This window comes from Caenimonas koreensis DSM 17982 (genome assembly GCF_009646335.1).
GTDB classification, from domain to species: Bacteria; Pseudomonadota; Gammaproteobacteria; order Burkholderiales; family Burkholderiaceae_C; genus Ramlibacter; species Ramlibacter koreensis.
This window is the reverse complement of sequence record NZ_WJBU01000013.1, coordinates 37,028-63,919: the sequence shown is the minus strand read 5'-3', so window position 1 is coordinate 63,919 and position 26,892 is coordinate 37,028. Positions and strand designations below refer to the sequence as shown.

Here is a 26,892-nt window from a genome sequence, read left to right as displayed (position 1 = left end):
GGGCTCATTGTTCTATTTCCGCGTTGTGGAAGACGTCTTGCACGTCGTCCAGGTCTTCGATCACATCGAGCAGCTTCTGCATCTTCACGGCGTCTTCACCCGTGAGTTCAACCATGTTGTCGGCACGCATCGTCACGCCGGCGATTTCGGCCTTCAGGCCCGCGGCTTCCAGCGCGTTCTTCACCGCCTCGAAGTCGCCAGGTTCGGTGAGCACCTCGATCGCGCCATCGGCATCGGTGATCACGTCTTGCGCACCTGCTTCGAGCGCCACTTCCATGACCTTGTCTTCATTCGTGCCGGGCGCGAGGATCAGCTGGCCGACATTGCGGAACTGGAAGGCCACCGAGCCATTGGTGCCCATGCTGCCGCCGTACTTGCTGAAGGCATGCCGCACTTCGGCGACGGTGCGCACGTGGTTGTCAGTCATCGTGTCGACGATGATGGCTGCGCCGCCGATGCCGTAGCCCTCGTAGCGGATTTCCTGGTAGTTGACGCCTTCGAGGTTGCCCGTGGCCTTGTCGATGTTGCGCTTGACGGTTTCGATCGGCAGGTTGGCGGCCTTGGCCTTTTCAACGGCCAGGCGCAGGCGCGGATTGATGCTGAGGTCGCCGCCGCCCAGGCGGGCTGCGACCATGATTTCGCGGATGACGCGCGTCCAGACTTTGCCGCGCTTTTCGTCCTGGCGACCCTTGCGATGCTGGATGTTCGCCCATTTACTGTGTCCGGCCACGAATGAAGTTCCTTTGCGCCCTGCTCGGCATTGCTATATTGCTGTGACCCTGATTCTACTTTTCACACCATGGCCACCCCGCTCCTCATCGCGAAGAATGCACAGACCGAATGCCTCCTGCTGCCCGGCCTGGCCAATCGCCACGGCCTGATCACAGGCGCCACCGGCACCGGCAAGACCGTGACATTGCAGACGATGGCCGAGAACTTCTCGAAGATTGGCGTGCCCGTCTTCATGGCCGACGTCAAAGGCGACCTGACCGGAATCAGCCAGGCCGGCAAGATTCCCGAAAAGATGGCCGCCGTCATCAAGGATCGCGGTTTGCCCACGCCCGAGCCCTTCGCTGCGCCCACCACGCTGTGGGACGTGTTCGGCGAGCAAGGCCACCCGGTGCGAGCAACCATCTCCGACATGGGCCCGCTGCTGCTGGGCCGCATGCTGGGCCTGAATGAAACGCAGGCGGGCGTCCTGAACCTCGTGTTCAAGATCGCCGACGACCAGGGCATGCTGCTGCTCGATTTGAAAGACCTGCGCGCCATGCTGCAGCTCGTGGGCGACACGGCGGGCGACTACCGCACCGAGTACGGCAACATCAGCCCGGCCAGCATCGGCATCATCCAGCGCGGCCTGCTGCAGATCGAGACGCAAGGCGGCACGAGCTTCTTCGGCGAGCCGATGCTCAACATCCAGGACTTCTTGCAAACGGATGAGAAGGGCCTGGGCATCGTGAACATCCTGGCTGCCGACAAGCTGCTCAACTCCCCTCGCCTTTACGCCACCTTCCTGTTGTGGATGCTGTCGGAGCTGTTTGAGCAGCTGCCGGAAATCGGCGACCCCGAAAAGCCCAAGCTCGTGTTCTTCTTCGACGAGGCGCATTTGCTGTTTGACGAAGCGCCGAAGATCCTGGTCGAGCGCATCGAGCTTGTTGTGCGGCTGGTGCGCTCCAAGGGTGTCGGCGTGTATTTCGTGACGCAGAACCCGCTCGATATTCCGGATTCCGTGCTCGCACAACTGGGCAATCGCGTGCAGCATGCGCTGCGCGCTTTTACGCCACGCGACCAGAAGGCCGTAAAGGCGACGGCGGAAACGATGCGGCCGAAGCCGGGGCTGGATATCGAATCGGCCATCACCGAACTCGCCGTGGGCGAAGGCCTGATCAGCCTGATGGATGCGAAGGGCCGGCCGAGCGTGACGGAGCGCGCGTTCGTGCTGCCGCCGGGCAGCCAGATCGGGCCGATCACGCCGGAGCAGCGCAAGGCGCTGATCGCAGGGTCAGTGGTGGCCGGTGCTTACGAAAAGACAGTGGACCGCGAATCGGCCTACGAAAAGATCAAGGGACGCACGGCGACGACTGGCGCTGAATCAAGCAGCGCACCGACCACGACAGGCGTGCCCACCGGCACGGCTGGTGCGCCAGCACCCGCTGCACCCGCTGAAGGCGGCTTCATGGACGGCATCGGCAAAGTGATCTTCGGCTCGACCGGCCCGCGTGGCGGCCGGCATGAAGGGCTGGCAGAGAGCATGGCGCGGTCAGCGGTGCGAACGATTGGCAGTTCAGTGGGTCGCGAGATCCTGCGTGGCGTGCTCGGCAGCATCATGAAGCGGTAGAGCGTTTTTGCTCCCTCCCCCTCCGGGGGAGGGCTGGGGTGGGGGCACACCCGGTCTCAAACCGTCACACTCGAGCCCTCAAATCCGCGGCCCCATCATCCCCCCAGGCGCATCCACAATCACCCCCGGCAACGCACGCCCCCGCTTCTTCAGCATCGCCTTGTCGGCCTCCAGCGTCTCGCGCAACACCAGCGGCTGCCCCGGCACCCGGATCTTCGGCTCGGGCACTTCCACATCCGGTAACGTGAACTGCCACCGGCCGATGTAAATCGCCTCGCCCGCCTTCACCTGCAACTCCAGCGACGGATGCAGTTCGATCCACAGAATCTCGCGCGGGTCGCCGCCCGTCACGCCCGCAAGCCGAATCAGGTACACGCCCTCTGGCACAGCCCCCGCGAACGCCCAGATGCGGCCTTGCGCGTTGTCCATGTCCGGCTCGCGCCAGTTCGGATGCGTCGTGCGGTTGGCCGCGAACAATTCGACCTTGTGGCGCCCCGGCTCCAGCGGAATCAGGTGCAGACTGAGCGCGCTCACGCCCGACATGGGCGGCGCAAAACCGATCGAGCCCATGACCACACCGGTGGCCAGCGCAGCAGGCGCCGCGCCGCGCGGGCCGTAGTCGATGAACACCGGATCTCGATCCTGCGCTATGGCGGGAGCGGCAAACAAGACGACAGCGGCTGCGAAAAGTGCGAAAAGTGCGAAGAGCGCGAACAGGGCTTTGCGAGCAGGCAACATGATGATTCAGCTTAGCAGAGGGGCTTGCTGCGCGACTGCGAACGCCGGGCAGTACATTGACGGCTTCACATCGCGGTTGCCCGTGAATCACCGCGATACACCGCCATACACCGCGCCACGCCAGCCCAGAAGGAGTCGCCTCGCATGAACAACGTCCACCTCGTCGACCACCCCCTCGTGCAACACAAGCTCACGCTCATGCGCAAGAAAGAGGCAAGCACCACCAGCTTCCGCACGCTGCTCAATGAACTGGCTTCGCTGATGGCCTATGAGGTCACGCGCGACATGGCGCTGCAGGACGTGGTGATCGAAACGCCACTCGAGCCGATGACGGGCAAGATGATCGACGGCAAGAAGCTCGTCTTTGTGTCCATCCTGCGCGCGGGCACCGGCATTCTCGACGGCATGCTCACGGTAGTGCCGGGCGCGCGCGTGGGACACATCGGCCTGTACCGCGACCCGAAAACGCTCAAGGCTGTCGAGTACTACTTCAAGATGCCGCAGGCCATGCGGGACCGCGATGTGGTGGTGGTCGACCCGATGCTGGCCACGGGCAACTCAGCCATAGCCGCTGTAGAGAGGCTGAAACAACTCCACCCGAAGTCGATCAAGTTCGTGTGCCTGCTCACATGCCCGGAAGGCCTCAAGGCCTTCACCACTGCGCACCCCGATGTGCCGGTGTACACGGCAGCGATTGACAGGCAGCTCAACGACCACGGCTACATCCTGCCGGGCCTGGGCGACGCGGGCGACAGGATTTTCGGCACGAAATAGCGGCGCAACGCGGCGGCCGGTCAGGCCCGGATCAGCAGACATCGCTAGACTCGCGCCATGCGTTTTTCCCCCACGATGGCAGCGATGGTTGCGCTGCTTGCGGCAGCCCCCGCCCTTGCCGCCCCCTTCACCCCCAAGAGCGACGACGAAGTTGTCGAGAAGCTGCCTTCCACGGCCAGCGACCCGTCCATTCGCCGTGTCGATTCACTTCGCAAGCAACTCGCCGCACGGCCCGACGACAGCGCGTTGCGCATCGAAATCGGCCGGCGCTACTTCGACCTGGCGATGGCGCAGGGCGACCCGCGCTATGTGGGCTATGCCACCGCAGCCATTGCGCCGCTTGAGAAGGCCGCGCCGAACGACGCGAACTACTGGCTCATCAAGGGCCTGCTGCAGCAATACAGCCACGACTTCGCGTCGGCCATGAAGAGCCTGCAGCGCGCCAGCGAACTCGACGCGAAGGCGCCGGACCCTGTTGCATGGCGCGCTGCCATCAACATGGTGCAAGCGCAGTACCCGCAGGCGCTCGGCGAATGCGCGCGCCTCGTGCCGCTGGCCCACCCGCTGCAGGCGCAGGCTTGCACGGCGTATGTGCAAGCGGCCACCGGCCAGCTGCAGCCGGCCTACGACGCACTGCTCAAAGAGTTCAACGCCACACGGGGTTTGCCGCCAGAGTTCGTCGTCTGGATACGCACGCGACTGGCCGAAATGGCGACGCGCCTGCAGCGCACGGACGAGGCGCAGATGCACTTCACCGAAGCGCTCAAACTCGGCGTGACAGACCAGTTCCTCCTGGGCGCATGGGCCGATTTCCTGCTGGCACAAAAGCGCCCTGCCGAGGTGATGACGCTGCTCAAAGACTGGGAGCGCTCCGACATCCTGCTGCTGCGCCTGGCCTACGCGGGCAAGGCCGCGAACGATTCGCGCGCAGCGGGCTGGGCCGCGCAACTGCGCGATCGCTTCCAGGCTGCATCGCTGCGCGGTGACCGCCTGCACGAGCAGGAGGCCGCGCGATTTGAGCTCGACATCGAGGGCAACGCAAAGAAGGCGCTCGATCTCGCCACACGCAACTACACCTCGCAAAAGGAGCCGCGCGACGCGGAGATTCTGATGCGCACGGCGCTGGCTGCAGGCGATGCTAAAGCAGCGCAGCCTGCGCTGGACTGGCTGCGCACGAGCCGCTATGAGGACCCGACCCTCTCGGCCCTCGCCTCGAAGCTGGCCGAGAAGGGAGCGACGCAATGATCCGCCGCATCGCCCTCTTCCTGTTTGCGCTGGTGCTGCATGCCAGTGCGCTGGCGCACAAGCCGAGTGACAGCTACCTCACGCTGCGCGGCGTCGATGGCAAGGACGACATCGCGGTGCGCTGGGACATCGCCCTGCGCGACCTCGACTACGTGCTCGAGCTCGACCGCGATGGCAACGGCAATCTCACATGGGGTGAAGTGCGCACGCGCGATGCCGACATCACCCGCTACGCGACGTCGCACCTGCAGCTCACGGCTGGCGACAAGGCTTGCGAATGGTCCACGGCAGCGCCCATGCAGCTGGATCATCACAGCGACGGCACCTACGCCGTGCTGTCGCTCAGCGCGAAATGCGAGCGCATCACCAATGGCTTGAAGATGCGCTATTCGCTGCTGTTCGATGTCGATCCGTCGCATCGCGGCCTGGTGCAGTGGATATCGCCGGGCAGCACGTCGTCGCAGGCGCTGGTGTTCGGCACCGACTCTGCCGAGCAGAAACTGGCGCTGCAGCCGCAGGGGCCGTGGGACACGCTGCGGCAGTACCTCGTCGATGGCATGTGGCACATCTGGATCGGCTACGACCACATCCTGTTCCTCTTGTCGCTGCTACTGCCTGCAGTGCTGCTGCGCGTGGGCCAGCAGTGGGAGCCGGCCATGAGCCTGCGCACCTCGCTCATCGAAGTGCTGAAGGTGGTCACAGCGTTCACGCTGGCGCACTCGATCACGCTGAGCCTCGCTGCATTGGGTGTGATCAGCCTGCCCTCGCGATTTGTCGAATCGACGATTGCGGCCTCCGTCGTGATCGCGGCGCTGAACAACCTGCGCGGCACGATCGAGAAAAAGCGCTGGGTGATGGCTTTCGTGTTCGGGCTCATTCACGGCTTCGGATTTGCCTCCGTGCTGGCCGACCTGGGCCTGCCGCAAGACGCGCTGGTGCTCGCACTGGTTGGCTTCAACATGGGCGTGGAAGTCGGCCAGATGGCCATCGTGCTGGCGTTCGTGCCCGTCGCGTTTGCGCTGCGCAAGACGAGCTTTTACAGGCACGGTGTGCTGACATTCGGCTCCAGCCTGATCGCGCTGATTGCGCTGTGGTGGTTCATCCAGCGCGCGTTCGACATCCAGGCCGGGTGGTGGCCGTTCTGACTGTTCTCATCGTTCTGATCTCCCGGAGGGTTCCATGCGCCATCGACTGTTTGCCCTTTTCATCGCGATAGCGGCGCTGCTTGCAGGCTGCGCGACACCTGCGCCCACAGACACACCACGCATCGCGATCATCTCGGCCTTCCAGCCAGAGCTGACGCTGCTGCTATCCAAATTGGAGCAGCCGAACAGGCAGACCATCAACGGTGTTGAGTTCACAACGGGCACGCTTCAAGGCAAGCCGGTGGTGATGTTCCTTTCGGGCATCAGCATGACGAACGCGGCGATGAACACGCAGCTGGCTCTCGATCGCTTCAAGGTGTCGCACGTTGTGTTCAGCGGCATCGCGGGTGGCGTGAACCCGGCGCTCAAGGTGGGCGATGTGGTGGTGGCCGAGCGCTGGGGCCAATACCTTGAAGTGCTCGCAGCGCGCGAAACCGCGCCGGGCAAGTTCGCCGCGCCGCCGTGGATGGACGACGTGAAGATCGCGAACTTCGGCATGTGGCACCCGCGGCCAGTGGGCGTGAATTCCGCGCGCGGTGCGGAAAAGAAGTTCTGGTTCGAGGCCGATGCGAAGCTGCTGGACATTGCCCGCCGCGCCTCGAGCGTCACGCTGGCACGATGCGGCGCTGATGGCTCGGGCGGCCAACGGTGCCTCAGCCATGAGCCGCGCGTGCTCGTGGGTGGCAACGGCGTGTCAGGCCAGGCGTTTGTCGATAACGCCGCGCTGCGCGAATACACCTTCAAGACGTTCCAGGCCAACGTGCTGGACATGGAAACGGCCGCGACGGCGCACGTGGCTTACAGCAACGGCGTGCCGTTCATCGCCTTCCGCTCGTTGAGCGACCTGGCAGGCGGTGGCGACGGCGAGAACGAGATCAACACGTTCTTCAAGATCGCTGCGGAGAACTCGGCACGCGTACTGCTTGCGTTTCTGGCCGCCTGGTAAGTTACGCGCCCGTTACGCCCCCGTCAGCCGACGATGAAATCGGCCGCCGACAAGACCGGATGCGTCGTGTCGCCGATGATGGCGACAGCCACAGGCATGGCCGCACCACTGCCGTCGGAGTCGTAGTACAGCGTGCCCGAAGTGGTGTCGTACACGATGCGGTCCGTGGTGTCGTGGCCAGAGACCACGCCGGGGCCGGACCAGAAGGCGTCAGCATTGAGCGGGCCAAGCGCACCGAGCGCCTTGTAGATCGTCGCCTTGAATGACAACACGTCGGTGCCAGGTGTGAAGTCAGCAATCCTGTCGACGTTCGTCACTGCATTGAACGAGGTGTCAAACAGGAAAACATCGGACCCTGCGCCGCCCGTGAGAATGTCGATGCCCTTGCCGCCCGCGAGCGTGTCGTTGCCGTCGCCACCATCCAGTGTGTCGTTGCCGTCCAGGCCACTGAGCAGATTGGCGTTCGCGTTACCCGTGATCGTGTTGGCTGAAGCGTTGCCAGTGCCATTGAGCGCGCTGCCGGTGAGGAACAGCTTCTCGACGTTGGTGGACAGCGTGAACGTGACGCTTGCGTACACCGTGTCGATGCCGCCGGCGGTGGCTGAATCAACAACTTTGTCGAACAGTGAGTCCACGTAGAACGTGTCGTTGCCGTTGCCGCCCGTCATGACGTCGGCGCCTGCGCCACCATCAATCGTGTCGTCAAAACCGGTGCCGACCAGCGCGTTGGCACCTGCGTTGCCGAGAATGAACACAGCGTTGGGCAAGGCGGTGGCGTTGATGCCGGCGGCGACCAGCCCGCTTGTGTTGGCCACAGCGCCGAGCCCCGTGCCGATGACGATGCGTTCAACGCCAACATCGCCTGCATAGAGCCTGAGGGTTGAGGTCGTGGTCGTCACGAATCGCACTTCGTCAGTGCCGCTCACACCCGTATCGTTGATTTCGGCTGCCGTGTGGTCGGTTGCGAGGAACAGGTAGATATCGGAGCCATCGCCACCCACCAGCTTGTCTGTGCCGGCACCGCCGTCAAGCACGTCGTTTCCACCAGCACCTGCGAGCAGGTCATTGCCGCCCAGGCCGCGAAGCGTGTCGTCGCCTGCGCCACCCAAAAGCGTGTCGGCACCCACCGTGCCGGCTACGGCGGTCGGCGTCACCAGCACTGCGATGTTCACGGCCACGGGCGTTGCGGATTGAAGCCCTGTGTCGTCAAGCGCTACGACTGCGAATGCGCCCACTGTGCCTGACGCGTTGGCGGCAGGCGTCCAGAAAGCGATGTGACTGCCATCCACGATGTCGTTGCTGCCCACGCCCCAGACCTCTGCTGTTGCCAGCGTCGGCCCGATGCGCAGCGTGCCGCTAGTCACTGACGTGACCATGAACGAGACCACGTTGCCATCAACGTCCTGCTCGTCGCCCTTGGCCGTGAGTTCAGCCATCGTGATTTGCGCCATTGTGGCGGGCAAGGTCGAATCCACCGCGCCGGAAAATGCCGTGAGTGTCGGCGCGTCGTTGACGGACGCGACCTGCGCCTGCACCGTCACAGGAAAGCCGGATCGCGCCCCGCCGTCGTCTTGCGCCACCACCTTGAAGGCGTTCAGCTGGCCATTGGCGTTGGCCGCTGGCGTCCATTGCGCGATGTGCGTAGCGTCGATCGTGTCGTTGGTGTTCGCTGCCCACGGCGTGCCCACAAACGCCCCGTTGGCGTCAATCTGGCCTATTAACAGCGTGCCACTGGCCACGGAGGTCACGACGAATGAAGTGACTGTGCCATCCACATCGGCTGCGTTGGAGAGCGCCTGCAGGCCGGAGACAGTCACCAGTGTTGACTGGTCTTCCTGTATCGATGCAACGGGTGAGCTGATGGTGGTGAATGTCGGCCTGTCATTGACGGAGGCGACGTCCACTTGCGCCAGCACCGGCGTGCGCGAGACGCTGCCGAACTCATCGCGCACGATCACCTTGACGGCGTCGAGCACGCCATTCGAGTTGACATCTGGCGTCCAGTAGCCGGCGTGGAACGCATCGATCACGTCGTTGGTGCCTGCGGCCCAAGGCGCGACCACGCCCTGGCCATTGCGTATCAGCAAGGTGCCGCTGACCACTTCCTTGACGATGACGGCGACCACCAGCGAATTGGCGATCACGGTATCGCTCTCGGCCACCACGTTCCTGAAATTGATCTGGACCTGCGAGTCTTCGGCCACCGCTGCCACCGGGCCAGCCATGGAGGTCATCATGGGCGGCAACGCGATGGTCACCTGAACCTGAACTGCTGGCGGGGCGGAAGTTGCCCCGTCGTTGTCAAGCGCCACCACCGTGAAAGCGTCAAGCGTGCCATTCGTATCTTTCGGCGGCGTCCAGAACGCGAGGTGCGTTGCATCCACAACGTCATTGGCGCCGGGCGCCCACGCAGTTGCCGTTGACAGGCTTGTGCCGATCAGAAGCGTGCCGCTGGTGACGGCGCGTACAACAAATGCGGTAACGGTTCCGTCAATGTCGGCCTCATTGCCCGCCTGAAGCAACGAGGCGACTGCGACCGGATTCGGCAGGTTCTCGTGGCCTATGGTGACAGGCGCGCTGAAGGTGGACAGCGTCGGCGCGTCATTGACCGGCAGCACATTGATTGGCACCAGTACGGGCGTTGCGGAACGCAGGCCCGTGTTGTCCACGGCGACAACCCTGAACACCTCGATCACACCCGTCTCGTTTGCAGTGCCTTGCCAGGATGCTCTGTGGTACGCGTCGATCACGTTGACGCCGGTGTTGGGATACCACTCCTGCATCATCCCGAAGTCGTCTTCTATCCATAGCGTACCTGGGGTGGCCCACGAAGAAGTCACAACGAAGGCGCTTATCCCGACGCCGTCCGGGTCCACCGCATTGCTCGCTGCGAGCATGGTGTCGAACGTGATAATCCCACGCGTGTCTTCAGTGATCGTGCCACCAGGGCCATTGAACGCCGTGAACGTCGGTGCTTCATTGGTGGCCGTCACGGCAACTGAAGAATATACCTTTGTAGATGGCGCCCCGCTATCGTCAAAGACCGTAAAGCCGAAAGTCCGAAGGCCAGGCGATACAGTATCTAGTGTGTTGTTGTACAGGAGCCCTCGAAGCAAACCTTCGTACGGCGCAAACGCCGCCGGCCCTGGTTGGCCACTTCCATCGACATACTCGATACTGAGTGTGAACCGGACGATCCCATTGAAGTCGGGACTGCCCTCAGTGATCGTCCATCTGAACGTTGCATCCGCAGTCGTGAGAAAACCTGTACCTGCTCGATCGGCAGGGATGACATTGTTGGGTTCGACCCCGTAGTCAGAACTATAGGAAATCGTATCGCCGGCCAAGCTGGGGACGGGGACATAGCTGGACTTGATGTAATCGATCTGCAGCTTGCTGACCATGGTCGAGTCCACATCCGAGATCGGATTGGTGTTTTCAACCAAATGCACGGCGTTGGCACCTGTGTCTGGGCCGTCCATCTCAACGAATTGGTGGCCAACGGAAACATTGCCGAAACCAAGCTGGAGCACTGGCGCGTCATTGACTGCAGCGACCATGATGCTCGCTTGCACCGGCCACGGCGATACAGCTCCGTTGGAGGATTGGGCTTTAACGACGAATGCGTTGAACAGACCGGTCGCGTTGGTCGGACCCGTCCACCGGGCGGGGTGCTGCGCATCAATCACGTCGTTGCTGTTTACCTCCCAAGGCTCGTAGAGCTGCGTCTGCGAATTCAGGATGCTCAGTGTGACGCCGGGCGCCACAAGCACCCCTGTGACGACAAAGGCGGTAACGGTGCCGTCAAGGTCAGCTTCGTCACCGGCAGCAGCCAGTTGGTCAAACGTGATGGTTGTGGCGACGTCTTCCGTGCCAGCGAACGGACCACTGAGAGAAGTGAACGTCGGCAGATCGTCCTGCCCATTGACGTCCACCTTCACGTTGCGCTGGACAGCGAAGGCACCGGTCTCATCAGCCACCCTGATTTTGAACTCACGCTGCGACGAGCCAGTGACCTGATCGCTGGTGTTGTTAAACGACAAGCTGCGAAGAAGCCGAGAGAAGTTCTCGATCGGTGCCTGGCCGCTGGGCGGCCGGAATGTCATGCCCAGTCCATATCCCCAGTCGACGACGGTCCAAATAAAAAGTCCAGTTGGCGTCGAGATATAGCCCGATCCAGGGGCCCATGGGATGTAAAAATATGAGCCGCTGCTGCTCGCTTCGTCGCGGTAGGCGATCACGTCGCCCGGGGCCACGCCCGTGAATGTCGCGATTTCCAGCAGGGAGAGCGTCGAAGAATCCGGGTCTGAGACGCCGCCATCGGCCAGCGCAAAACGCACGGCATTTGCGCCCGTATCCGGGCCCTGCATTTCAGTGAAGATGATTTTCCGGTCCGCTGGCGTCGGCCCGCCCAGGCTGACATTCGGGTTGGCGCTGCCATCTGTATGCGCAATACCCGCCAGCGGCCCCATGCTTGCCACCTGTTTCTCCAAATCGTCGATGCGGTCGTTGTCCAGCTTCATGGGTACTCCAGAGTTCTTCATCTCCTGAGTAACCGCGACTGAATCAAAGTTCCAATTGCTGGGCAGCCGCTCGCGCAGCCATCAGCCGCAAGGCCGCCGGATCAAGGCCCCTGGGGCGCTGCCTCAACTGCGGGATGACGAGCCAGTCACCCGCGGTTTTTCTGGCGGCTCTTGCCCTGCTTCAATGGGCCGACTGCTTTGCGAAAGATAGCCAGCACGCCCAGCATCGCGAACGATGTAGCTACTGCCAGTGCCAGCGCGAAGCCAAAAGACGGCGCGGCCGTGCCGCTGTTGAACTGCGCAGCAAGAAACTCACCGCCGATGAACGCGCCGAGCACGCCCACCAGGATGCTTTCGATGAGTTCAGTCTTCGTGCCCTTTTTGATCACCCCGCCAACGAGGAAGCCGATGGCTGCGCCAAGCGCGAGCCAGATGTATGTATTGATAAGGGCTTTCTGTGCGTGGAAGCCACGCCCGCCCATAGTGACAGTGTTCCAGCCGAGCCGGTGCGTTTATTTCGCGGTACTGCAATCTCGAAGCATCGTGGTCGGCGCTATGACTGCTCACTGCCGCGAGCGTTTACCGGCGGCACCGTTGTGGACGGCGGCTGCTGAGGCTTTTGAGCATCGTATTTTTCGATCGATCTGGCTGCTGCCGTTGAAAGCACAGGCGTAGCTCGCACCCCCTCAGCTTGGCGCTTGCGCTGACGCTCCTTGGCCGCGGCGTCACGCTCCTGCGTATTTCGATTGACTGCAGCTCTTGCGTTCGCGAGGGTAACCACCCGCTGCTGAACCTGGACTCGCGCCGGCTCAAGCGCCTCAAGCAGCTGCTCGCGCGCAGGCTTCTTGCTGAAATACTTCAGCTCAAACCGATAGACACCTTCGTCGCTACCGAAGGGCTCCCGCAGATGATATGTGGCCGCGGTTTGTCGCAGTAGTGCTGCTTCTGCCCGGGCGTCGTGCCCGGTCATGGCCTCATTGGCCTTGATGTCGTGGTACTTCTCAAGGAACTCCAGGTAGGCCTTCATTTCCGCGTCGATCCTGCCGGGGGGATAGAGTCGCTTGATGTCGTTGATGGATCCGGTGGGCCTGGCGCTTCCATCTCCGAAGAGTGACGTCGTGGTGTGTGCGCCTGGCTCAGTCGGCTCCGTCCATTTCGCCTTCATTGAATACGTGACACAACGATGCATGAGCTGCACGTTCGACGCTTCATGGTCCTTCTTCGGATTCTTCCCATCGACTGGCCGATGAGCTGCATCTGAAACCCCACTCTTCGAATTAACCAGGATCGGAGCCATGTCGAACACCCGCTGACCAGCCTCGTCAAATACCGGCCGGCCGTCCGTGTCCTTCTTGCCCACCATCACGGCGGACTTGCCCACGAAAAGAGGAGACAAGTCACGGACCCTTCCCTTGACCGCACCTGCCTGCAACCCCTGCGTGAGAGCTTCTTCAAATTCCCGCTGCATACCTGCCTCGTCGAAGAGTCTCTGCGGATCCACCAGGCGAACCAGACTGGCATGGACATCCCGGGCTTTGTCCACCGCACTTGAAATTGCCGCTGGCGAGCGGTCTTGCAAGCCCTGCAGCATTGGCCCTGCCAGCTCAGTCATCACGCGCTCCAACATAGCAGGCATGGCGCGCCCAAGTTGGGTGGCTAGCGCAAGCTGAGCGTCCCTAGGCAGGTGACGCGACTCTTCGACAAGAAACATGAGACTGGCGACGTCGATCTCCTTCAGGCACCGGTCAATTGCTGCATCAACTTCCGCAACCAGCGCGTCAGCATTTAACCGACCCTTGAGCATGTGGAGGGAAACGAACAGGTTAACCAGGTCCCGCCCTGGAAGAGCCGAAAAGTCTGAGTTATGCGTGGCAAGCTGCCGGGACAGGCGCGCCAACCCGTCAGGGGTCTGCAGCGCCGGCTGGTGCCGAACGGTGAGGACGGCCGTCAGCAAATCACGATCGTTCAGCCGTCGTGCAGGGGGCAGCTTGGCTGCTTCGTCTGCACGCACGGGCATTTCTTTCACGGCCACGGCTTGTCGTGCACTTGATTCTTGCTGCGGCAATGGCTCCTGCAGCGGTGCGGCTTCCGCCTGCAGGCGCAGCTCTTGCTGTGGCTGGGCCGTCGATTGCGCAGGCAGCTGTGGCCGCGATGCCGGGTCATGCCGCGGTGGGCCGGCCTCTTTCAGAGCAGCCCTGTCACGCAGTCGCGGTTTGAGCTCAGGCGATGGCTGCCTCTCCTGTCCTGCGCGCTCCGCGACTGCGGCAGCAGAAGGCTGCTGTGTCGCCTCGACTCTCGCGCCTGCCAGCGGACGAGCGGGGTCAAATACCTTCGCGGCGCCACCGGCATCCGGCCTTAGAGGAGGCGCGCGATCCGGCAGCTTGGGTCGCGCGGGATGGTTGCTAGCTACTGACGTCATGCGCATCGCCTTTACTCAGGTTTGGAAGCCCTGCGAGCGCGCAAAGTCAACGTCAAGTCGCAAGCTGCGCGTCAGCATTCCTGCATGTGAGTAACCGGCGGAACTGGGAAGTTCCAATGTGCCATGGCTGCTGCATCAAACTTTGGCTTCACCCATGACCGGGGCCGCAGACCTCAGTTGATGCAGCCGGGCGGTGATGCCGTCAACCCAGTCGCGCGCCCGGTGCTGGTACAGTTCCAAGCCCGCGATCACCTCATCCACGCAGCCGACAAGCCCGGCCGTTGAGGCGCCAATGTCCGCCATCAAAGCCTGCTTGTCCGCAGCAGACGCAGACGACTCGTGGATGCCCAGAAGAACTGCGCACGCGACACCAGGGTTTTTGCTTTTGATCGCCAGTTGGACGATGTTCACCCGGTCCTGCGGGTTTGGCCCAGCAGTGCTGTCCAGCATGACGCACAGCTGCCGCTTTTCGGCAATCGACAAGCGAGGCGAGGACACGATCTCTTCTACATAGGCGGCAATGGCTTCGTACTGTTGCCGCTCCAACAATTCGAGGTCACCACACGGACGCCAGCCGAAGTCTTCAAGCGTGGCGATGCCCTTTGGCGCGCGCAGCCAGGCGACCTTTGCGGCGTTGGGCAGCAGGCGCTGAGACACGCCAAGGTATTCACGCAAGCACGCGCGCACCAGCTCGACGTTGCCACGTTCAATCGCTCCATGGAGCCGGGGTGGCGCCACGTTTGTCGGATTGAATGGCGAAACTGCGGCAGCCGCAGGCCGCATGGGTCGGGGCCCTTCATGACGCTCGGCCGCGAGGCGCTCGGTCGCAAAGTGAAAGACTACGCTCTCGACGCCTGGCACCAATGCATCGATTTCGCGCGGCAACAAATCCCTCTGCGCTTTCAAGGCGCGCTCGCGCTCCGATCGCTGCTTCTCCTTTGCCTTGAGCGCCTTTGCTGCCGGTGACTTCTTCAACGTGATACTGCGGCCGACAAGCGGGATCCTGAATGCTGTCGCTTCGGGCAATTCAGTGGCCATGTCTGCTTGACGCTCGCACCGCAGTGTTGCAAGTTCCGCGTCAACAGCTTGCATGCGCGGCGTGTACTCCAGGCTTGCGAACGAGTGCGCTATCTCATAGAGCCTGAGCCAGGGGTCATCCTTGATTGCAGCATGCATGTCCTTCGAGGCCAACATGAGCCACACCGCCTCCCATGTAGAGAGGAACTCGGCAATGTCGCGCTTGGAATAGAGCGTGAGTCGCTGCAGTGGAGCCAGTGGAGCCAGTGGAGCCAGCGCCCTGGCGACCGTGGCAGCACCGGCGGGAAATTCCAGTTGATTGTCAGGCGGCACCGCGTTGGGAACGGTGCCACCTTGTGGCATCTGCGCGAGTGAATCCAGCGTGGTCCCAGCTGGCCTGCCGCGATTGCCTGAGCCTGCATTCGTTGTCGGTCCCATGCCGCTTGCCCTTCATGCAAATAGAGAAGCGGTGAATGTTATGGCGCAAGCGCAGAGCGCCACATCGTGCTTCAGTCTGTTGACACCTTGTGATTCCCGGTCTGCTTTCAGGCCTCCTGTGGTTCGACATCAGCGATGAAACAGCCGCATGGAACGAAGTCACCGCAGGCGTCACTCAGGTTGCGGGCAAGGGCCCAACTATTGCTGACTTCGTTGAGGGTTTTCATGGCTGTTGCAAGCTTTCAGGATTTGTGCGCCGGGCTGTGCGACCTGGTCAATGTGCCGACGCCGACGCTGGGAGAAGACGCGCTGGGCCGCGTCGGCTTTCACGTCGTCGTACGCGGCGCCACGGTCAACCTGGTGCACTGCCCGCACGCATGCCCTGACCACGTTTTCGTGCTCTTTGAATTCGGCCCGGTCGGCCAGAGCGGCCCGGATTCGTTCGCCGATCTGCAAGCCTTGCTTGACGCCAACTTTGTGCTGCTGCAAGTCAACCCGCCGGTGTTCAGCCGCAATCCCGCCACGGGCGAAGCCGTTTTGCAGTACGTGTTCCAGCTGTTCGATGCCTCGCCTCACGACTTGCACGCGTTGATCGAGCGCGGCGTCCAGATGGTCGAGCGCTGGCACGCTGATGCGACCGATGTCGATGCCGATGTTGGCCAGGCTGCCCTGCTCACCCACAACCCGCCTGCGCGCGATATCTCGCAGTTCGCCTGAACGAGCGCATCACCGCTTTCACATCACCACTTTCAATTTACGGCAAAAGGTTTCCACATGGATCGCTCTTCATCCATCCCACGCACAAGCCCCGGTTCGCTGCCAGCAGCAAACGGCAAAGCCGGCCCTGAAGCACAAGGCACCATAACCGCTGCAACGACAGCATCCGCAGCTGCTGAAGCAACGCAAGTCAAGGCGGGGATTCAATCACCCCATCTTCTGCCGCGTTCTGGGTCAAGCTCCAGTTTGTTGGGCCTGACGAGACCTGCCAGTCCCATACCGCTTGCAACCGCCAGGCGCGCCCTGTCAGTGGCGAGCTTTGCCAGCGCAACGAGTCCGCGCGATCGAGGCTTTGCGGACCGGAACGCCGATACCCGAAGTACGACCTCTGGTGGCAGCGAAAGCCTGGACATTCCCCACCATGGCGCCAACCCCTTTGCCAGCAGCAATAGCCCAGACACACCCATGGGGGATATCGGCACGCGTGAGGTGAAAGGCGAACCGGCGGAGCCGTCGGCAGCCGTTAAGGCTTTCATCATGAAGCGGCCTGGTGGGCAGAGCAGAGCCAGACGTGTCGACACCAACCAGCCTGGTGTGACCACAGACGGTCCTGCAAATTCCGAGGACTCACCCAGATCTGTTGCGAGTGAACAATCCCAACGCCGGCAGATGGATGCACTACGTCTGGAGAGTGCAAAGAAGGAAAGCGCAAGATCGGAAACGTCGTCTGCTCACAGTGACGGAACTGGCCAGGGTTCATCGTCGTTCTCAGCGACAGTGCTTCCCCCCGTGCCGCGAAGTGCAACATCCAGCACCAGTGCTCACGCTGACCCTACTCAGTTCGGGAACAACCTTCCATGGGCCATCGAAGGCCAACCAACTCGCCTTGCCGCGTTTGATTCATGGATGCAGATCCCCGAAGCCCGCAGTGCGGTAGAGAAAATGCTGCAATACTCACCCGAGATCATCGCCTTCCTCAACTGGTGTGATGCATACGCAAACGAAGTGCAACTCGATTCGCTACGCCCGCAGGACCGAGCCACTCGCGATGGCGCGGTGCCCCCCGCATACAGGTTGCTGCTCCTGATGAGGTCGTTCTTCACGCCAGGGAGCGAAAAGGAAATCAACATGAAGGAAGAGGCGGTAGCCAGCCTGCTGGAGCTCAGCAGCACCGTCCAGCCGTTCGATAAAATTTCCTGGTCAAGCCCGATATCGATCGCAGTCAGAAACATGCGCAACCGCGTTGTGACGACATTGGTCCTGCCGCAGATTGAAGTGTCTACCGGCCGTAAGACCCACGACGCGATCACCGCAGCGGTGGAGCGGCACAACGCAGCACTCAGACCTGCCGATGGCCCCGCCTCCGATGCAGCCAGCGGCGAGGCGCGTGCCAGGTTAATGCGGGCTTTGCGCACCCGCAGTAAGCCCGCCGACTAAGCGCGGTGCCGCGCGCTGATCAGGCTTGCCTCAGGCGCGCACCTGCGCCAGGGCAATAGGCAACGGGCCTCCTTGCGCCAGCGCCTCGCTCATGCGCACTGACTGCAGGCATGCAGCCTCAGGATGCTCCAACAGCGCCTTCCAGGCATCGCGCCTGATAGTCCGGATGACTGCGGCAACCTCTTCGCAAACATCTGTTTCCAGGTCCAGTACCGTGGGTGCGTTGGGATTGCTGCTGTCACCGATGAAGGAATCAACGGGATCAATGCGGCCAATCATCGATTCGAACAACTCGACATTGAACTGGCGTGCCTGCGCGCTCGCACCACCCGACTCCATCGCCTTGAGGAAGTGTCGCAGTGACTCCTGCGCGGCGAATTCATACTCTTCCAAGGAAAGCAACGGCGGCGGCTCGAAACTCGACGGGTCATAGTCTTGCTCAACATCTGTCGTGCAGACCTGATCGACACCCTCAATCAAAGGGATGCTTGACTGCAGTTCCGGGCTGACGAGCACCAGGTTCAGCTCGACCCCCGCAATACCCTGCCACTGCGCCCAATCACACGGCTGCAATTTCAGCGCTTGCAGCGCGCGATCATCCGTCCAGCTGGAGAGGTCCAGCACAAGGCCGCGAAGACTGGCGCTGAGCGCCAGAAAAATGTCTTGCTTCCACGCCGGTTCAACTCTCGCTTGTTCAAGAGGCCCACTACACACTTCATGACCTTGCTCGTCCATGTGGTGGACGGTGACGCCCAAGCCTGAGAAGCCGCGGCCCTCGACCGAAGTGTCTTTGTTCACGTAGATGTGTTTGAGCGATGATCCGGCCTCGGTGCGTATGACTGTGACTTTTGGTCGCCATGGCTTTTCGCCAGAGTTGGGAGCGCAAACCGTATTCAGTCGTACCTCGCTCGTTGTGGTTGGCGCGTGGACATTCACCTCGCTCACACCGACCAACTGCAGCCCGTCTATCAACGTGTCATCGAAGCTGTCGATCCGTTCGACGACATCAGAGCCAAGCGTTGCAGTGATCGGCCCCGTGCCCGAAGATTTGTCGAACATTTTTTTTACAGTCTCCCAGGATTCGATCGGCATGCCTCGCACCGCGTCGGCATCATCACCCTCGAAAGTGAGATCAATTTTGCGTGAGCTCAACGCGTCGGTCAGTGCGCCAATCAGCACTTGGGATATCGTTTCGCCGAGAGCCTCATCGACGGACTCAGCCGTAGTCGCGAATTGGTCAAAAATCGGACCCCAGGAATCTGCGTAATTGCTACTGGCGCGTGATGCGCTGGCGTACGATGGAACAGTAAGAGTAAGCATGCTCAATCACCCCATGTCATTGAATAGGCTTATCTTGAAAGCCCACATCCCGACAATGTTAGCACTGAAGCACTACGTCCCAGGCAGCGGCAGGTCGCAATCAGGGTGCCTCAGACCTACGGATCACACCGGCGAGCGCCGCAGTCAGGTTGCCCGACGCTCGCTGCCGTTGTTGGCAAGAACGCGCGCCATCACGTGCTGCGTCATCGCGCGCGCCAGCTCGCTCTCGCCCACGAATACACGCGCGCCGCTCTCCTGTTCGAGCAGCGCCGCCTCGGCTTCGTTATGGCTGCGCACGACGACTTCAATGCCGGCATTGAGCTTGCGCGCGGTCTCGGACATCTTGTGCACGCCAACAGTCTGCGGCGTGGCCACCACGAGCATTCTTGCTTGCGCGATGTGCGCCTGGATCAGCGTCTCCTCATCAGATGCATCGCCGAACACGGCAGCCTGGCCGCGCTCGCGCAGTTTCTCGACCAGCTCGCGGTTATCGTCCACGACCACGAAAGGCACGCCCTGCCTGCCAAGCGCCTCGCCGATCTGCCGCCCCACTCGCCCGTAGCCCACGATCACCACCTGGTTCGACAGGAACTTGCGATCAGTCGCGCCCGGCAGTTCGGCAAGTGGGTCGTCGCGCCGCTCAAGCTCCCGCGCCCGCGGCGACTTGCCGCGCACCCATCGCTGGATTGGCTCTACAGCAGCAAACACAAGCGGATTGATCGCTATCGAAATCAATGCGCCCGCGAGAATCAGGCTCTGGCCCTGCACCGGCAGCAGGCCGAGCGCCACACCCAGGCTAGCCAGGATGAAAGAGAACTCGCCGATCTGCGCAAGGCTGGCCGACACAGACAACGCGGTATTCAGCGGATAGCGCATCAACAGCACCAGCCCCGCTGCCGCGAGCGATTTGCCCAGCACGATGATCGCCACCACGAGCAGCACCTGCCACGGGCTGTCGACGAGCACGCGCGGATCGAACAGCATGCCGACCGACACGAAGAACAAAACCGAGAACGCGTCACGCAGGGGCAGCGTCTCTTCCGCGGCGCGATGGCTGAACTTCGATTCGCGCAGCACCATACCGGCAAAGAACGCACCCAGCGCAAACGACACGCCAAACAAGATGGCTGCGCCGTACGCAATGCTCACCGCCGCCGCAATCACGCTGAGCGTGAACAACTCGCGCGAGCCGGTGCGCGTCACTTGCCACAGCACCCATGGAAACAACCTGCGGCCCACCACCAGCATCAGCGCGATGAACAAGGCCACTTGCAGCAGCGTCTTGCCGATGGTGATCCACAAGTCGATGCTCACCGCTTCCTTGCCGCCTGCCAGGCCGGCGAGCGGCGGCAACAGCACCAGCACGAGCACCATCGCGAGGTCTTCCACCACGAGCCAGCCGACTGCAATACGGCCGTTGGCAGTCTCGAGCACGCCGCGCGCTTCGAGCGCGCGCAACAGCACCACTGTGCTGGCCACTGACAGCGCCAGGCCAAACACCAGCGCGCCGCCGAGCGACCAGCCCCAGGCCCAACCCGCCGCCGCGCCCATGGCCGTGGCCACTGCGATCTGCAGCACGGCACCGGGCACCGCGATTTTCTTGACCGACATCAGGTCAGACACCGAGAAGTGCAGCCCCACGCCAAACATGAGCAGCATCACGCCGATCTCAGCGAGTTCGCCGGCGATCTTCACGTCTGCCACAAAGCCCGGCGTGGCAGGGCCAATCACGATGCCCGCAATGAGGTAGCCCACGAGCGCAGGCAGCTTCAGCCGCGCCGCGATGAAGCCGAACAGAAGAGCCAGCGCAAACGCGGCCGCAAGCGTTGTGATGAGTGGGATCGAGTGGTGCACGCTTTGAGTCTAGACTGGCACGCATGACTTTTGCGCCCCAGTCCAGCCAATCGTGGATGAGCAAGATGGGCCCGGGCCTGATCACTGGCGCTGCTGATGACGACCCGAGCGGCATCGCCACTTACTCGCAGGCGGGCGCGCAGTTCGGCTTCGGCTTGCTCTGGACGATCCTGCTGACCTATCCGCTGATGGTGTCCATCCAGATCGTCAGCGCGCGCATCGGCCGCGTCACGGGGCATGGGCTGGCAACGAACATCCGCCGCCACTATCCGGCGTGGCTGCTGTACGCCACGGTGTCGCTGCTGCTGGTGGCAAACACGATCAACATCGCGGCTGACGTGTCAGCGATGGGCGATGCAGTCACGCTGCTCATCGGTGGGCCGACCCACCTCTACACCATCGCATTCGGCGTGTTGTCCTTGGTGCTGCAGGTGTTCGTGCCCTATCACAGCTACGTTCGCGTGTTGAAGTGGCTGACGCTCGCACTCTTCGCCTATGTGGGTGTCGTGTTCGCTGTGCGCATCTCGTGGCTTGATGTGCTGCGCAATACGTTGTGGCCGCACCTGGTGTTCAGCGCCGGGTACGTGACGACACTCGTCGCGGTGTTCGGCACGACGATCAGCCCCTACCTCTTCTTCTGGCAGGCGTCAGAAGAGGTAGAGGACCTGCGCGCAACGCCCGGCGCAATGCCGCTGGTCAATATGCCCAGACAGGCGCCGGAGAACTTTCGCCGCATCAAGCTCGACACGATGGTGGGCATGGGGTTCTCCAACCTGATCGCGTTCTTCATCGTGCTCACGACCGCAGTGACGCTGCATGCTCAAGGCGTGACCGACATACAGACATCAGCGCAGGCCGCGACGGCGCTGCGCCCCATTGCAGGCGAATTCGCCTTCATTCTTTTTGGCCTGGGCATCATCGGCACAGGCATGCTTGCCATACCGGTGCTCGCAGGCTCGGCCGCTTATGCCATCGCAGGCACATTCGGCTGGCGCAACAGCCTGGAGTTGCAGCCCGGCCAAGCGAAGGGGTTTTATTCAGTGATCGCCGTTGCAACGCTGCTGGGTGTGGCTATTGGCTTCCTGCCAGTCGATCCGATCAAGGCCCTGTTCTGGAGCGCTGTGATCAACGGCGTGATCTCGGTGCCAATCATGGTGGTGATGTTGTTGATGGCCGCAGACAGCAAGGTGATGGGCAGTTTCGTCATTTCAGCGCGTTTGCGGCGCGCTGGCTGGGCGACCGCCGTCGTGATGGCGATAGCGGTTGTCGCCATGTTCGCTACGATGGCCTGACACCCCTGCAAGGATTGCGGATGACAAGACGCTTTGACATCATCATCTTCGGCGCTACCGGCTTCACGGGCCGGCTCGTCGCTGAATATCTCAACACCACCTACGGCGTCGCCGGCAGTGTTGCCTGGGCCATGGCCGGACGCAGCCGCGACAAGCTCGCGCGGGTGCGTGACGAGATCGGCGCAGACGCCGCCCTGCCCTTGCTGGTGGCCGACGCATCGGACCCTGCTGCGCTCGCAGACCTCGTTGCGCAGGCGAAGGTGATCATCACCACCGTCGGGCCGTACCAGATGTATGGCGAACCCCTGGTCGAGGCCTGTGCCAAGGCCGGTACTGATTATGTGGACCTGTGCGGCGAGCCGGCCTGGATGGCAAAGATGATTGGCGTGCTGCAGCCCCCCGCCAGCCGCAGCGGCGCGCGCATCGTGTTCTCGTGCGGCTTCGATTCGATTCCGTTCGACTTGGGCGTCGTGTTCCTGCAGGAGGAAGCTACGCGCCGCTTCGGCATGCCGCTTTCGAGCGTGCGCGGGCGCGTGCGCAAGATCAAAGGCGGGCCTTCGGGCGGCACGGTGGCGAGCTTGCTGGAAACGCTGGAGGCGATCAGCCGCGACCCGTCATTGGCCCGCACCATGGTCGATCCCTTTGCGCTCACACCGGGCTTTCGCGGGCCGAAGCAGCCGGAAGGTGAATCGGCAAAGTACGACGAGCTGGCGAAGTCATGGACGGGCCCGTTCATCATGGCCGCGATCAATACCAAGAACGTGCACCGCACCAATGCGCTGCGCAATCATCCGTGGGGCCGGGACTTTCTGTACGACGAGCGAATGATGACGGGCGACGGCCCGGTCGGCCAGCGCCGCGCAAAGAACATGGTGCTGGCCACACGCGCGCAGAACATCGCTCTCGGGTTCGGCCCGACGCGCGGCCTGCTGCGCCGCTTTGCGCTGCCCAAGCCCGGTGAAGGGCCCAATCAGCACCAGCGCGAGACGGGCCGCTTTGAGCTGCTGTTTATCGGCCAGACATCCAAAGGGGACACGCTGCGCGCCGTGGTCACGGGTGACCGCGACCCGGGTTACGGCTCTACATCCAAGATGATTGCGGAGAGCGCGCTGTGCTTGGTGAACGATGTGAATCGCACCCAAACACCCGGTGGCGTGTGGACAGCAGGCGCAGCAATGGGCATGGCGCTGGTGCGGCGGCTGCAGGCCAATGCGGGCCTGACCTTCACGATCGACCGCTGAGCCGCCCGGCGCATCAAAGCGGCTTGACTTGCACCTTGCGGAACTTCACGACACCGCCTGCGTACTGAAGCCCGATCACGCCGCCCACGTCGCGTGCTTCGTTGGACTGCGCCGTCTGCACGCCATTGAGCGTCACGATCATGCTCGTGCCTTTGGCGACCACTTCCATCACGTTCCACTGGCCGCCGGTTTTGGGCCCAGGCTGCGGCGCTTTGGCGAGCCACACGATGGCACCTGTCGCGTAGCTCGGGTCTGGGCGCTTGTCGAAGATGTTGGCTTCGTGGCAGGTGCGGTCCGTCATTGGCCGCACATCGGAGCAGCGCAAGTACAGGCCACTGTTCGCATCGTCACTGACCCAGAATTCGGCGCGGATGTGAAAGTCTTTGTAGGTGTTCTTCGTGGCAAGGAAATGCAGGCCATCTGTGCCTGCGCGCTTGTCGGCCATGATCGCGTCGCCTTCCACACGCCAGTTGGCGCTGCCCACCGTGGTGAAGTTGTCCATGCCGCGCGCGCCGTCGATCAGCGTTTGCCAGCCTGACGACTGCATGGACGCGCAGCCTGTGAGCAAGATGGCTGCAGCGGCCAGGCCGAGAGAAATTGAACGCATGATTGTCTCCTTGTTGTCCGGCCATTGAAGCGGTGCGGCACCCACGCGTCAAGGCGGGCAGCCCTAAGTGGGTGAATTCAAGCCGCACGACGCAAGGAATGGATGCGCTGCCGCACGCAGGCTTTCAAGCGAGTCATCGACGCCACCTGCATGCCGCTACAGTCAACCACATGACCTTGCCCCTCGTCTACCACATCCCCGTCTGCCCCTTCAGCCAGCGGCTTGAAATTCTGCTGGCGCTCAAAGGCAAACGCGACGCCGTGCAGTTCCAGGTTGTCGACATCACCAGGCCACGGCCCGAACGCTTGCTGCAGCTCTCGCGCGGCACCACGGCGCTGCCCATCATGGAACTGGCTGATGGCCACGTGCTCAAGGAAAGCATGGTGCTGCTGCAATACCTGGACGAGACGCTGCCCGAAAAGCCGGTGGCCCAGCGCGACCCTTACCGCCGCGCGGTTGAAAACATGCTGTGCCGCATGGAAGGTGAATTCACCACAGCCGGCTACACGCTGGTGATGAACCAGGACGCCACGCGACGCGGCAAGCTGCATGAGAGCCTGCTCGCGATCTACGCGCGGCTGAGTGACTTTCTCTCGCATCACTCAACGGGCGATTCGTTCCTGTTCGAGGAATTCGGCTGGGCCGAATGCGTGTTCACCCCGATGTTCATGCGCTTCTGGTTCAACGAGTACTACGAAGGCTTCGAGCTGCCTGCCGGTGATGCGCGCTACACCCGCGTTGCCCAATGGGTGCAAGCGTGCATCGCGCATCCGGCCGCGCAGCAAGTCACGCGAGAAGAGATCGTCAAGCTGTACTACGACTACGCACGCGGCGCGGGCAACGGCGCACCCCTGCCTGGGCGCACGGTTTCGTCCTTCGCCTTCTCGCCTTCGTGGAAGACAAGGCCCTGGCCGCCGCACGACAAGTACGGCCCCGCAGCGACCGACGCGCAGCTCGGGCTTGTCGCGCCAAGCTGAGCCGCGCCAATTGCACCGTCTGACGAGGTGGTGCGGCGCTGTCTGACAGCTCACCTCGTGCGCGCAAATCACGCTGGCGTCTTCATCCACAGGAGACCAACATGTCAGACAAAAATCCCACGAATGCAGATCCCATCACCGGCGCAGCTGGCGCACATCCGGTCGGCACCGGCTTGGGCGCAGCAGGCGGCGCGGCCGCAGGCGCAGCTATCGGCTCCATGGGCGGCCCAGTCGGCGCAGTCATCGGCGGCGCCGTTGGCGCGATTGCTGGCGGCCTTGCCGGCAAGGGCGCCGGCGAAAGCGTGAACCCCACGGCTGAAGAGACGTACTGGCGCGACAACTACACGAAGACGCCCGGCTACAAGCCAGGCTACACGTACGACGACTACGCGCCGGCCTATCGCACCGGCTACTCCGGCTGGGAGCGTGCCGGCGCCGCTGGCGAAACGTTCGAGACGCACGAGGCGAACATGCGCAACGAATACGAGCGCACCAAGGGCTCGTCACGCCTGGTCTGGGAAGAAGCAAAGGACGCATCGCGCGCTGCCTGGAACCGCGTTGAACGCGCCATTCCTGGCGACTCTGACCACGACGGCCGCTAAGGCGCTGCCAGACTGATCAACAGGCCCTGCGGGGCCTGTTTTTTTTGGCCTGCCGTCTTCAAGGTAAATTCAGCGCATCGTCCATTCAAGTTCAAGGCAACGGATCACATGCGCCTGTCCACCTTTCCCGCACTCGCCGCCATCACCCTGCTCATGGCGGCCTGCACGACCACACCGGTCACACCGCCGCCCGTGACCACTGCCAGCGGGCTGGTCTATCAATCGCTGAAAGAAGGCTCAGGCACGCCGCCCGCAGCGACCGACACAGTCAAAGTGCACTACCGCGGCACGTTCATGGATGGCAAGGAGTTCGACAGCTCCTACAAGCGCGGCGAGCCCACCGAGTTCCCGCTGAACCGTGTGATCAAGTGCTGGACCGAAGGCGTGCAGATGATCAAGCCGGGCGGCAAGGCGCGCCTGACCTGCCCGCCTGCAATCGCCTACGGCGAAAAGGGCGCGGGCGGCGGCGTGATACCGCCGAATGCCACGCTGCAGTTCGAAGTGGAACTGATCTCGGTCACCAAATAACAAGGAAGAACGCTCATGGGCGCGCAATGGAAAGCAAAAGGCAAGGCACAGGCTGCAGACGCACGCGGCAAGCTGTTTGGCCGTCTCGCCAAAGACATCATGGTCGCCGCACGCAACGGTGCCGACCCCGCAAGCAACTCGCGGCTGCGGCTGGTCGTGGAGCAGGCGCGCAAGGTGTCCATGCCCAAGGAAACACTCGATCGCGCCATCAAGAAGGGGGCAGGCCTCACAGGTGAGGCGGTGAATTTCGAGCATGTGATCTATGAGGGCTTTGCGCCGCACCAGGTGCCGGTGATGGTCGAGTGCCTGACCGACAACTTGAAGCGCACCGCGCCGGAGATGCGCGTGCTGTTTCGCAGCGGCCAGCTGGGCACATCCGGTTCGGTGTCGTGGGACTTCAATCATGTCGGCCTGATCGAGGCGGAACCCGCCAGGCCGGATGCCGACGCTGAAGTCGCCGCCATCGAAGCAGGCGCGCAGGATTTCGAGCCGGGCGAAGACGGCACCACGATCTTCATCACGGACGCGACCGATCTCGACATCGTCAGCCGCGCCCTGCCCGCCCAGGGCTTCACGGTGCTGTCCGCCAAGCTGGGTTACAAGCCCAAGAACCCGATCGATCCGGCCAGCCTCGCGCCCGAAAAGCTGGAAGAAGTCGAGGCATTTCTTGCCGCCATCGACGCGCACGACGATGTGCAGAATGTTTTCGTCGGTCTGGCCGGCTAGGACTCAAC

22 protein-coding genes are annotated in these 26,892 nt (G+C 62.6%); 13 read left to right on the top strand and 9 right to left on the bottom strand.

What is annotated here, in order from left to right:
- Positions 1 to 4 precede the first annotated feature (4 nt).
- Positions 5 to 730 (bottom strand): YebC/PmpR family DNA-binding transcriptional regulator, encoded by a 726-nt coding sequence (locus tag GHT07_RS14385; RefSeq protein WP_323740944.1) that lies wholly within the window; start codon positions 728 to 730, stop codon positions 5 to 7.
- A gap of 69 nt (positions 731 to 799) precedes the next feature.
- Between GHT07_RS14385 and GHT07_RS14380 the strand changes: the two genes are divergently transcribed.
- Positions 800 to 2,338 carry a helicase HerA-like domain-containing protein gene (locus tag GHT07_RS14380; RefSeq protein WP_153585795.1) on the top strand — a complete coding sequence of 513 codons (1,539 nt, stop codon included), beginning with the start codon at positions 800 to 802 and terminating at the stop codon, positions 2,336 to 2,338.
- Positions 2,339 to 2,416: 78 nt separating this feature from the next.
- Here the strand turns inward: GHT07_RS14380 and GHT07_RS14375 are convergent, their stop codons facing one another.
- The gene (locus tag GHT07_RS14375; RefSeq protein ID WP_153585794.1) at positions 2,417 to 3,076 is read right to left on the bottom strand and encodes a hypothetical protein; all 660 of its coding nucleotides are present in this window, start codon (positions 3,074 to 3,076) and stop codon (positions 2,417 to 2,419) included.
- Between the two features lie 144 nt (positions 3,077 to 3,220).
- Between GHT07_RS14375 and upp the strand changes: the two genes are divergently transcribed.
- Genes upp through mtnN form a run of 4 tightly spaced genes read left to right on the top strand, consistent with a single transcriptional unit; the run spans position 3,221 to position 7,186 of the window.
- Positions 3,221 to 3,850: a uracil phosphoribosyltransferase gene (upp, locus tag GHT07_RS14370; RefSeq protein ID WP_153585793.1), complete on the top strand. Its 630-nt coding sequence runs from the start codon at positions 3,221 to 3,223 to the stop codon at positions 3,848 to 3,850.
- Between the two features lie 57 nt (positions 3,851 to 3,907).
- On the top strand, positions 3,908 to 5,095 hold the full coding sequence (locus GHT07_RS14365; RefSeq protein WP_228488354.1) for a tetratricopeptide repeat protein: 1,188 nt from the start codon (positions 3,908 to 3,910) through the stop codon (positions 5,093 to 5,095).
- A complete protein-coding gene (locus GHT07_RS14360; RefSeq protein WP_153585792.1) occupies positions 5,092 to 6,240 on the top strand; it encodes a HupE/UreJ family protein in 1,149 nt (382 codons plus the stop codon). Before GHT07_RS14365 ends, GHT07_RS14360 begins: the two co-directional genes overlap by 4 nt.
- Positions 6,241 to 6,274: 34 nt before the next feature.
- Positions 6,275 to 7,186, top strand: a complete 912-nt coding sequence (gene mtnN / locus GHT07_RS14355; RefSeq protein WP_153585791.1) for a 5'-methylthioadenosine/S-adenosylhomocysteine nucleosidase — start codon at positions 6,275 to 6,277, stop codon at positions 7,184 to 7,186.
- Between the two features lie 23 nt (positions 7,187 to 7,209).
- On the opposite strand, the gene GHT07_RS14350 is transcribed toward mtnN, so the two are convergent.
- From GHT07_RS14350 to GHT07_RS14335, 4 genes are all read right to left on the bottom strand, one after another.
- Positions 7,210 to 11,709, bottom strand: coding sequence for a beta strand repeat-containing protein (locus GHT07_RS14350; protein WP_194792946.1), 4,500 nt, complete (start codon positions 11,707 to 11,709; stop codon positions 7,210 to 7,212).
- A 146-nt stretch (positions 11,710 to 11,855) separates the two neighbouring features.
- Entirely contained in the window at positions 11,856 to 12,191 is a 336-nt protein-coding gene (locus GHT07_RS14345; protein WP_153585789.1) for a GlsB/YeaQ/YmgE family stress response membrane protein, read from the bottom strand.
- Positions 12,192 to 12,262: 71 nt separating this feature from the next.
- On the bottom strand, positions 12,263 to 13,735 hold the full coding sequence (locus GHT07_RS14340; RefSeq protein ID WP_153585788.1) for a hypothetical protein: 1,473 nt from the start codon (positions 13,733 to 13,735) through the stop codon (positions 12,263 to 12,265).
- A 528-nt stretch (positions 13,736 to 14,263) separates the two neighbouring features.
- Complete coding sequence (locus GHT07_RS14335) at positions 14,264 to 15,583, bottom strand: hypothetical protein (protein ID WP_153585787.1); 1,320 nt, start codon at positions 15,581 to 15,583, stop codon at positions 14,264 to 14,266.
- 225 nt (positions 15,584 to 15,808) lie between these two features.
- Between GHT07_RS14335 and GHT07_RS14330 the strand changes: the two genes are divergently transcribed.
- Positions 15,809 to 16,300, top strand: coding sequence for a CesT family type III secretion system chaperone (locus GHT07_RS14330; RefSeq protein ID WP_194792945.1), 492 nt, complete (start codon positions 15,809 to 15,811; stop codon positions 16,298 to 16,300).
- Between the two features lie 906 nt (positions 16,301 to 17,206).
- The gene (locus GHT07_RS14325) at positions 17,207 to 17,737 is read left to right on the top strand and encodes a hypothetical protein (RefSeq protein ID WP_153585785.1); all 531 of its coding nucleotides are present in this window, start codon (positions 17,207 to 17,209) and stop codon (positions 17,735 to 17,737) included.
- A 30-nt stretch (positions 17,738 to 17,767) separates the two neighbouring features.
- Here GHT07_RS14325 and GHT07_RS14320 read toward each other — a convergent pair whose 3' ends face one another.
- Together GHT07_RS14320 and ybaL are read right to left on the bottom strand one after the other, a co-directional pair.
- A complete protein-coding gene (locus GHT07_RS14320) occupies positions 17,768 to 18,916 on the bottom strand; it encodes a hypothetical protein (protein WP_153585784.1) in 1,149 nt (382 codons plus the stop codon).
- 285 nt (positions 18,917 to 19,201) lie between these two features.
- A complete protein-coding gene (ybaL, locus tag GHT07_RS14315; protein WP_323740943.1) occupies positions 19,202 to 20,911 on the bottom strand; it encodes a YbaL family putative K(+) efflux transporter in 1,710 nt (569 codons plus the stop codon).
- 23 nt (positions 20,912 to 20,934) lie between these two features.
- On the opposite strand from ybaL, the gene GHT07_RS14310 reads away from it, so the two are divergent.
- Together GHT07_RS14310 and GHT07_RS14305 are read left to right on the top strand one after the other, a co-directional pair.
- Entirely contained in the window at positions 20,935 to 22,203 is a 1,269-nt protein-coding gene (locus tag GHT07_RS14310; RefSeq protein WP_153585783.1) for an NRAMP family divalent metal transporter, read from the top strand.
- Positions 22,204 to 22,223: 20 nt separating this feature from the next.
- Positions 22,224 to 23,444, top strand: coding sequence for a saccharopine dehydrogenase family protein (locus GHT07_RS14305; RefSeq protein ID WP_153585782.1), 1,221 nt, complete (start codon positions 22,224 to 22,226; stop codon positions 23,442 to 23,444).
- 13 nt (positions 23,445 to 23,457) lie between these two features.
- Here the strand turns inward: GHT07_RS14305 and GHT07_RS14300 are convergent, their stop codons facing one another.
- Positions 23,458 to 24,051, bottom strand: a complete 594-nt coding sequence (locus GHT07_RS14300; protein ID WP_153585781.1) for a 3-keto-disaccharide hydrolase — start codon at positions 24,049 to 24,051, stop codon at positions 23,458 to 23,460.
- 170 nt (positions 24,052 to 24,221) lie between these two features.
- Between GHT07_RS14300 and GHT07_RS14295 the strand changes: the two genes are divergently transcribed.
- The 4 genes from GHT07_RS14295 (at position 24,222) to GHT07_RS14280 (ending at position 26,884) form a co-directional block, all read left to right on the top strand.
- On the top strand, positions 24,222 to 25,028 hold the full coding sequence (locus tag GHT07_RS14295) for a glutathione S-transferase family protein (RefSeq protein WP_153585780.1): 807 nt from the start codon (positions 24,222 to 24,224) through the stop codon (positions 25,026 to 25,028).
- Between the two features lie 101 nt (positions 25,029 to 25,129).
- Positions 25,130 to 25,630, top strand: a complete 501-nt coding sequence (locus tag GHT07_RS14290) for a hypothetical protein (protein WP_153585779.1) — start codon at positions 25,130 to 25,132, stop codon at positions 25,628 to 25,630.
- Positions 25,631 to 25,783: 153 nt separating this feature from the next.
- Positions 25,784 to 26,158, top strand: a complete 375-nt coding sequence (locus tag GHT07_RS14285; RefSeq protein ID WP_228488359.1) for an FKBP-type peptidyl-prolyl cis-trans isomerase — start codon at positions 25,784 to 25,786, stop codon at positions 26,156 to 26,158.
- Between the two features lie 15 nt (positions 26,159 to 26,173).
- Positions 26,174 to 26,884: a YebC/PmpR family DNA-binding transcriptional regulator gene (locus tag GHT07_RS14280; protein ID WP_153585777.1), complete on the top strand. Its 711-nt coding sequence runs from the start codon at positions 26,174 to 26,176 to the stop codon at positions 26,882 to 26,884.
- Positions 26,885 to 26,892: the final 8 nt, after the last annotated feature.